Source organism: Novosphingobium sp. KN65.2, from assembly GCF_001368935.1.
In the GTDB taxonomy this organism is placed as follows: Bacteria; Pseudomonadota; Alphaproteobacteria; order Sphingomonadales; family Sphingomonadaceae; genus Novosphingobium; species Novosphingobium mathurense.
Genome location: NZ_CCBH010000172.1, coordinates 1 through 7567, shown reverse-complemented (window position 1 = coordinate 7567; position 7567 = coordinate 1). Strand labels below are relative to the sequence as shown.

Below are 7567 nucleotides of genomic sequence, written 5' to 3'. Positions count from 1 at the left end.
GGCGCGGGCAGGGGGGCGCCGGGGGCGCCCGCCGATCCGAGCGCGGCGAACTTTCACGAGCTGCGCAAACGCATGAAGTACCACTGGTATCACGCGCGCCTGCTGGTGCAGATCTGGCCCGAAGTCATGAAGGCGCGGGCAGATCAGCTCAGCCTGCTGGCCGATAACCTCGGGCTCCATCACGACATTGCCGTATTCGAGCAGCGGCTGACCGATCTCCATGCCGGCGGCGCGCATCCCCATGCGGTGGCCTGCCTGCAGTCTCTCGCCCTGGAGCGCCGCGAGGCGCTCGAACGGACGAGCAAGCCCCTGATCGAGCGGATCCTCGCGCAATCTGCCGAGGACCTTGAGGGGCATTGGGGGAAGCTGTGGCAGATCTGGCGCGCTGGCACCGCGCACAAGAGGGATTGAGCCGGGCATGGCCATCGAGATCGAGCGCAAGTTCCTCGTCGAGGGTGACGGCTGGCGTAGCGCGGTCGCCGCGAAGAAGCGGATCCGCCAGGCCTACCTGTCGAATGGCGGGAAGGCGGGGGTGCGGATCCGCATCATCGACGAGGAGAGGGCCAAGCTGACGATCAAGTCGCGGGGCAAAGGGGGTGGCAAGGCCCTTTCACGCTCCGAGTTCGAATACCAGGTGCCGATCGAGGATGCGCGGGCGATGCTGGAACTGCGGCGCGGCCTCGTCATCGACAAGGTCCGTCACCTCGTCCCGGCGGGCGGCGGGCGGACTTGGGAGATCGATGTCTTTGCGGGCGAGCACGAGGGGCTTGTCCTTGCCGAGATCGAGCTGGGCAGCGCCGACGAGGCGGTGGACCTGCCGGAATGGATCGGGCGCGAGGTGACTTCGGACCCGCACTACAGCAACGCGGCGCTCGCACAGGGCGGCTGAACATCGGGTAATCTGCGGTTCAGGTTGAGGGGATAGGTTTCGGCTTCGCAACGGCTTGAGTCACAGGAGATCCCTCAATGCGAATTGCCCCCCGCAACTGTGTGATCGGTGCCGCGATCCTGGCGGTGCTTGGCGCCGGCGCAGCCGAAGCCGCCGCGGCAAGTCTTCACACGATGAAGGTCGATGCGCCGGATGGCGCGGTCGTCCACGTCCAGTACACCGGCGACGTCGTGCCCAGGGTGGAGTTCGTCCCGGTCGATCAGGTCGTCTCAGCCGATCGGGCCGATCCGGCGATGATGCTCATGGCCGATCCCTTCGCCGGCATGGGGCGCATCTCGGCCATCGTGGATGCGCAGATGAATGCGATGATGCAGCGTGTCGCGCTCATGCAGCAGCAGGCCGCGCAGATGCAGGCGCAGGCAGCGGCCACTCCGGCAGTAGCCGGCAATGCCGCCCCCGGCTTCACGATGGTCGGTAACGTGCCGCAGGGCATGCACGTGACCTATTACTCTGCCACGACGAGCGCAGACGGCTGCACCCGCACCGTATCCTACAGCTCCGACGGTTCGGGCGCCGCGCCGAAGATGGTCGAGGCCGCATCCGATGTCTGCGATGCCGCCGATGCGAACCGTTCGGCGATGCCCGCCGCGATCCCCGCCGCGATCCCCGCCAAGGCCGAGGTTCCGGCCAAGGTGCCGGAAGGCCCCGGCCAGAAAGTCTGAAATCCCCCGCAAGAAGTCCCCTGCAAGTAACGTGTCCCGACTGAAAAGGGGCGGCCCGGATCCCTTCCGCGCCGCCCCACTTTTCGTATCGGTCCGCGCGCAGTTTCCGGTCGGACAACTGGGGGTTCCCCGAGGCCCCGACAGGGAGGGGGTGGGGCCAAGGGTCGCGCAAATGCGCGGCGTATGACGCCCGGACGGGCGCCTGCGCGTGAAGTGCCTACTTCAGCGTTTCGAGGTAATCGATGATTTCCTTGCGCTTGGCGGCATCTGGCTGGCTGATGACCATCTTGGTGCCGGGAACCATCTTGAGCGGACCCGCCAACCAGGTGTCCAGCGTACTGCGGTTCCAGGTGATCCCGGACTTCGCCAGTGCAGGCGAGAAGTTGTAGCCCGCGACCTCACCGGCCTTGCTGCCGACGATGCCGGAAAGGGTCGGGCCAACGCCGTTCTTGCCGGGTTCGACCGCGTGACAGACCTTGCACTGCATGAATGAGGGCGGCGGTGCGACGGGCGCCGCGGCTGCAGCCGATACCATCTTGGCGGCAGGCGCAGCCGCGGTTGCCTTCGCTTCGGCTTGCGGCTTGGCCGTTTCTGCCACTTCAGGGGTGGAAACTTTCTGCATGGCTGCGTCCGGCGTCGCAGCATCCGGCGTCGCAGCGTCCGGTGTTGCGGAAGCGGTAGCCACTTCCTCGCTCGATGCCTGTTCCGCCGGCTCGCTACCGGCATCCTGCGTTGCGGTATCGGTCGTGGCCTCGGTCTCGGAGCCGCCGCATGCGGCGAGCAGCGTCATGGGGGCAAGGGCAAGCAGGAAGCTGGAACGCATCGAAATTTCTCCTTCGCGGGCATTCGTATCGCACTGATCCGGGGAATGAAAGCGCGCGCAAGCCGGCGCGAGAATCCCTTGCCATGGGAAATCGCTTCCGTTGTTCCGCCACTCGGCCTATCGCGCCGCTCCGCAATGACGAAGACTTTCCGCCCCTCGACTCTGCGCGGCGAACTGCGCGCCACCCTGCGTCTTGCGGGACCCTTGGCGTTGGCCAACCTGCTGCAGATGGCGGTCTTTGCCACCGACGTCATTTTCGTGGCGCGGCTGGGCCAGCAGGCGCTGGCTGCATCGAGCCTTGCCATCGCCCTGATCGCGGTGATGATGATGGGGCTGAACGGCGTCACCAGCGCCGTCGCCCCGCTGATTGCCGCCGAACTGGGGCGGCGCAGCAACGCGGTGCGCGAAGTGCGTCGCTCGACGCGCATGGCGCTGTGGGTGGCGGTCATTCTCGGCATCGCCGCATTCCTTGTCAGCCTGAAGGGTGAGTGGCTGATGCTGGCGACCGGGCAGGACCCCGAAGTCTCCGCACTCGCGAGCCACTTCCTTGTCATCGTCTCGATCGCGATAACGCCGATGGCGGTCTCCAACGTCCTGCGCACGTTCGTCTCGGCGCTGGGACGGCCGATATTCGCGACGCTCATCACGGCACTGTCGATTCTCGTGAACGCGCTGGGCAACTACACGCTGGTCTTCGGCAATTTCGGTGCGCCGGCGCTGGGGCTGACGGGTTCGGCGCTGTCGAGCATCATCACCGCCTGCACGGCAGTGCTGGCCTACTCCACCGCAATCGCGCGGGACCGCAACCTGCGGCGCTTCCACATCTTCGGTCGCTGGTGGCGCCCGGAGTGGAGCCGCTTGCGCCAGATCCTTGCGCTCGGCCTGCCGATCGCGCTGACGCTGGTCGCGGAAGGCGGCCTGTTCAGCGGAGCGGCCTTCCTGATGGGCCGCATCGGCGAGGCGCAACTGGCCGCGCATACCCTTGCGCTGCAGATCGCTTCCTTCGCTTTCCAGGTGCCGTTCGGAATCGGCCAGGCCGCGACGATCCGGGTCGGTTATCACTACGGTGCGGCCAATCGCCTCGCCATCGGCCATGCCGGCTGGGCGGCGATCATCATCGGTCTGGCGTTCACCTCGGCCTCGGCCGGCGCGATGCTGGCGTTCCCGAAGCTGATCCTCTCGGCCTACATCGACGTGTCGGCGCCCGCCAACGCGGCGCTGATCGCCTTTGCCCTGCGCTACCTGTTCGTCGCCGCGATCTTCCAGCTGACCGACGGACTGCAGGCGGTGGGCGCGGGGGCGCTGCGCGGCATCCAGGATACCCGGGTGCCGATGACGATCGCCATCTTCGGGTATTGGGCGGCAGGGTTCGGCGTGGCCGTGGTCCTGGCGTTCTGGACCCCGCTGGAGGGCGTCGGCGTCTGGGTCGGCCTTGCCGTCGGCCTGACGGTGGCGGCGATCCTGTTGCTCGCGCGCTGGCACTGGCGCGAACGCTTCGGCCTCCTGCCCAGGTAAGGCGCGCAACAGGGCGCGGCCTCGCTCGGTGCGTCCGATACCGGAACCGCCCTGCAAATTTTTTAGCATGGAGCCGCTTGACGCCCTCGGGGTGCAAGACCATATCCCCGCCGTTGGCACTCTCAAAGCGGGAGTGCCAATTTCAGATTCTTGCTCATAGGATTAGGGAGTATCCAATGACTTTCCGCCCGCTGCACGACCGTGTTCTCGTGCGCCGCGTCGAGGCCGAGGAAAAGACGGCCGGTGGCATCATCATCCCCGACAGCGCCAAGGAAAAGCCCGCAGAGGGTGAAGTGGTCGCTGCCGGCAACGGCGCCCGCGCCGAAAACGGTACGGTTACCCCGCTCGACGTCAAGGTTGGCGATCGCGTGCTTTTCGGCAAGTGGTCCGGCACCGAAGTCAAGGTCGACGGTGAAGACCTGCTGATCATGAAGGAAAGCGACATCCTCGGCGTCATCGCCTGAGCCTGTTCGCAATCATCCATCTGATATTCTAAAAGGAATTCTACAATGGCAGCTAAGGACGTAAAGTTCTCGCGCGACGCCCGTGAGCGCATTCTCGCCGGTGTCGACACCCTCGCCAATGCCGTCAAGGTGACCCTGGGCCCCAAGGGCCGCAACGTCGTCATCGAGAAGAGCTTCGGCGCTCCGCGCATCACCAAGGACGGCGTCACCGTCGCCAAGGAAATCGAACTCAAGGACAAGTTCGAGAACATGGGCGCGCAGATGATCCGCGAAGTGGCTTCGAAGGCCAACGACGCGGCCGGTGACGGCACCACCACCGCCACCGTTCTTGCCCAGGCGATCGTTCGCGAGGGCATGAAGTCGGTTGCCGCCGGCATGAACCCGATGGACCTCAAGCGTGGTATCGACCTCGCCGTGACCAAGGTCGTCGAGAACCTGAAGAGCCGTTCGAAGGAAGTCTCGGGCACTGCCGAGATCGCCCAGGTCGGCATCATCTCGGCCAACGGTGACACCGAAGTCGGCGAGAAGATCGCCGAGGCGATGGAAAAGGTCGGCAAGGAAGGCGTCATCACCGTCGAAGAGGCCAAGGGTCTCGAATTCGAACTCGATGTCGTCGAAGGCATGCAGTTCGACCGCGGCTACCTTTCGCCCTACTTCGTCACCAACCCGGACAAGATGACGGTCGAACTCGAAAACCCGTACATCCTGATCCACGAGAAGAAGCTCTCGAACCTGCAGTCGATGCTGCCGATCCTCGAAGCCGTGGTGCAGTCGGGCCGTCCGCTCCTCATCATCGCCGAGGACATCGAGGGCGAGGCTCTGGCCACCCTCGTCGTCAACAAGCTGCGTGGCGGCCTCAAGGTCGCTGCCGTCAAGGCTCCGGGCTTCGGTGACCGTCGCAAGGCCATGCTGGGCGACATCGCCACGCTGACCGCCGGCGAGATGATCTCGGAAGACCTCGGCATCAAGCTCGAGAACGTCAGCCTGAACATGCTTGGCGAAGCCAAGAAGGTCACGATCGACAAGGACAACACCACCATCGTCGATGGTTCGGGTTCGGCCGAAGAGATCAAGGCTCGCGTCGAGCAGATCCGTGCGCAGATCGAAGTCACCACTTCGGACTACGACCGTGAAAAGCTGCAGGAGCGTCTTGCCAAGCTCGCTGGCGGCGTTGCCGTGATCAAGGTCGGCGGCGCTTCGGAAGTCGAAGTGAAGGAGCGCAAGGACCGCGTCGACGACGCTCTCCACGCGACCCGCGCTGCGGTTGAGGAAGGCATCGTCCCCGGCGGCGGTACGGCTCTCCTCTACGCCACCAAGGCTCTCGAAGGCCTCAAGGGTGCCAACGACGACCAGACCCGCGGTGTGGACATCATCCGCCAGTCGATCATGGCTCCGGTTCGCCAGATCGCGACCAACGCCGGCTTCGACGGTGCGGTCGTCTCGGGCAACCTGCTGCGTGAAAACGACGAGACGCAGGGCTTCAACGCTGCCACCGACACCTACGAGAACCTCGTGGCTGCCGGCGTTATCGACCCGACCAAGGTCGTTCGCACTGCCCTGCAGGACGCGGCTTCGGTCGCAGGCCTTCTGATCACCACCGAAGCGGCGATCAGCGAAGCCAAGGAAGACAAGCCCGCCATGCCGATGCCCGACATGGGCGGCATGGGCGGCATGGGTGGCATGGGCGGCTTCTAAGCCAGCCCGGCCATCGGCCGAACGAAAACGGGCCGGGAGGAGCGATCCTCCCGGCCCTTTTCTTTGGCCGTGCATGACGGCACTGAGGCTCGATCGGGACCTTTATGGGCCCCGCTCTCAGCCGTCCGGCAACATTTCCCCCAGATGAACGAATCCGTCGTGCAAACGGCGAAAAACTGCGGCTTTGCGCAACTACTCGCAGCATCCCGGCAATTCATCGCGAATGGCTGGCGATTCGCCGCCATTTCCTTCATATTTCAGGAACTGGGACGCTGTAGGCTTCAAGAGATATGACCGGGTCTAGCACATTCATCGCAAGGTGCCTGCGTGGCGCCACTCGCCTGACCGCCGTTGCCGCGATGGCGCTGGCGGCGATGACGCCGATTGCGCCTGCCCATGCGGGCGATACCGTCACTGCCGAGAACGTCGGCGACGTTCGCCAGACTTTCGATTCCGTGTTCGGTACCGAGCTTCGCGGCCCGCCGACATATGCGACGCAGTTCGAGAAGCAGCTCGCATCGGTGGCCGAAGCATCCAAGGGCCGCATTGGCGTGGCTGCAGTGGATCTCGCCACCGGACGCACGATAGAAGTGCTGGGCGACCAGCGCTTCCCGATGGCCAGCACCAGCAAGATTGCCATCGCTGCAACCTTCCTCGCCGGTGTCGAAAAGGGCAAGTGGAGCCTCACCAGCGAATTTCCGCTGATGGTCCCGGTCGCCTCGGCGCCGTTCTCCAGCCCGGTCGCGCCGGTTCGTCCCGGCGCCTATCTCTCGGCGCGCGAACTCATCGAGCAGATGATCACCCGCTCCAACAACTACGCGACCGATGCGTTGCTCAAGGTCGTGGGCGGGCCCAAGGCAGTCAACGACTGGGTGCACAACGTCGCCGGTATCGAGGACTGGCACCTCGATCGCGATATCGCCACGCTGGTGCGCGACGACGGCGCGATCGATCCGGCGCAGGTGATCGACAAGCGCGACAGCGCCACGCCGCTCGCCATGGTCAAGCTGCTGAACGGCATCTACGACGGCAAGTGGATGAAGGCGGAAAGCCGCGACGTGATCCTCGGCGCGATGAGCCGCTGCCGTACCGGTCGTCGCCGCATTCCGGCGATGATGCCCGACGGCGTGACCGTCTCGCACAAGACCGGTTCGCTCAACAACACTTCCAGCGACGTCGGCATCATCCAGACCCCGGAAGGCCATGCCTTTGCCGTGGCCATCTATGTCACCGGGCAGGGCAGCCGCCCCAATCGCGAGGCGCGCATCGCCCAGATCGCCCGCGCCGTCTATGACGGCTACCTGACCGAAAGCTCCAGCTACCGCCGCACAGCTTCGCGCTGAGGCGCAGCAGGTCGCAGGCCCGGCCCGGTCGCACCGGGTTTCGCCTTCGCGCGAGCCATGCCCGCGTGGATCGGACGTTCCAGGCAAAAGCAAAGGCCCGCCGGACCGAAGTCCGG

General features: G+C 65.3%; 8 protein-coding genes. 7 read left to right on the top strand and 1 reads right to left on the bottom strand.

The window, feature by feature from the left end; translation table 11 throughout:
• The 3 genes from SPHV1_RS17035 to SPHV1_RS17025 form a co-directional block, all read left to right on the top strand.
• Nucleotides 1–411, top strand: a 411-nt coding sequence (locus tag SPHV1_RS17035; protein WP_156367375.1) for a CHAD domain-containing protein, incomplete at its 5' end; no start/stop codon positions are given.
• Nucleotides 412–418: 7 nt separating this feature from the next.
• Complete coding sequence (locus SPHV1_RS17030) at nucleotides 419–889, top strand: CYTH domain-containing protein (RefSeq protein ID WP_054947228.1); 471 nt, start codon at nucleotides 419–421, stop codon at nucleotides 887–889.
• A gap of 77 nt (nucleotides 890–966) precedes the next feature.
• Entirely contained in the window at nucleotides 967–1611 is a 645-nt protein-coding gene (locus SPHV1_RS17025; RefSeq protein ID WP_054947227.1) for a hypothetical protein, read from the top strand.
• Nucleotides 1612–1828: 217 nt separating this feature from the next.
• Here the strand turns inward: SPHV1_RS17025 and SPHV1_RS25830 are convergent, their stop codons facing one another.
• A complete protein-coding gene (locus SPHV1_RS25830; protein WP_231634719.1) occupies nucleotides 1829–2434 on the bottom strand; it encodes a cytochrome c family protein in 606 nt (201 codons plus the stop codon).
• 135 nt (nucleotides 2435–2569) lie between these two features.
• Between SPHV1_RS25830 and SPHV1_RS17015 the strand changes: the two genes are divergently transcribed.
• From SPHV1_RS17015 to SPHV1_RS17000, 4 genes are all read left to right on the top strand, one after another.
• Nucleotides 2570–3949: an MATE family efflux transporter gene (locus SPHV1_RS17015; RefSeq protein ID WP_054947230.1), complete on the top strand. Its 1380-nt coding sequence runs from the start codon at nucleotides 2570–2572 to the stop codon at nucleotides 3947–3949.
• Nucleotides 3950–4125: 176 nt separating this feature from the next.
• Complete coding sequence (groES, locus tag SPHV1_RS17010; RefSeq protein ID WP_007012467.1) at nucleotides 4126–4413, top strand: co-chaperone GroES; 288 nt, start codon at nucleotides 4126–4128, stop codon at nucleotides 4411–4413.
• Nucleotides 4414–4458: 45 nt separating this feature from the next.
• Nucleotides 4459–6108 carry a chaperonin GroEL gene (gene groL / locus SPHV1_RS17005; RefSeq protein ID WP_054947226.1) on the top strand — a complete coding sequence of 550 codons (1650 nt, stop codon included), beginning with the start codon at nucleotides 4459–4461 and terminating at the stop codon, nucleotides 6106–6108.
• 359 nt (nucleotides 6109–6467) lie between these two features.
• Entirely contained in the window at nucleotides 6468–7451 is a 984-nt protein-coding gene (locus SPHV1_RS17000) for a serine hydrolase (RefSeq protein WP_054947229.1), read from the top strand.
• Nucleotides 7452–7567 lie beyond the last annotated feature (116 nt).

Coding starts and splice junctions, on each gene's coding strand:
- SPHV1_RS17030 (WP_054947228.1), top strand. CDS start 419: ATGGCCATCGAGATCGAGCGCAAGTTCCTCGTCGAGGGTGACGGCTGG.
- SPHV1_RS17025 (WP_054947227.1), top strand. CDS start 967: ATGCGAATTGCCCCCCGCAACTGTGTGATCGGTGCCGCGATCCTGGCG.
- SPHV1_RS25830 (WP_231634719.1), bottom strand. CDS start 2,434: ATGCGTTCCAGCTTCCTGCTTGCCCTTGCCCCCATGACGCTGCTCGCC.
- SPHV1_RS17015 (WP_054947230.1), top strand. CDS start 2,570: ATGACGAAGACTTTCCGCCCCTCGACTCTGCGCGGCGAACTGCGCGCC.
- groES (WP_007012467.1), top strand. CDS start 4,126: ATGACTTTCCGCCCGCTGCACGACCGTGTTCTCGTGCGCCGCGTCGAG.
- groL (WP_054947226.1), top strand. CDS start 4,459: ATGGCAGCTAAGGACGTAAAGTTCTCGCGCGACGCCCGTGAGCGCATT.
- SPHV1_RS17000 (WP_054947229.1), top strand. CDS start 6,468: ATGGCGCTGGCGGCGATGACGCCGATTGCGCCTGCCCATGCGGGCGAT.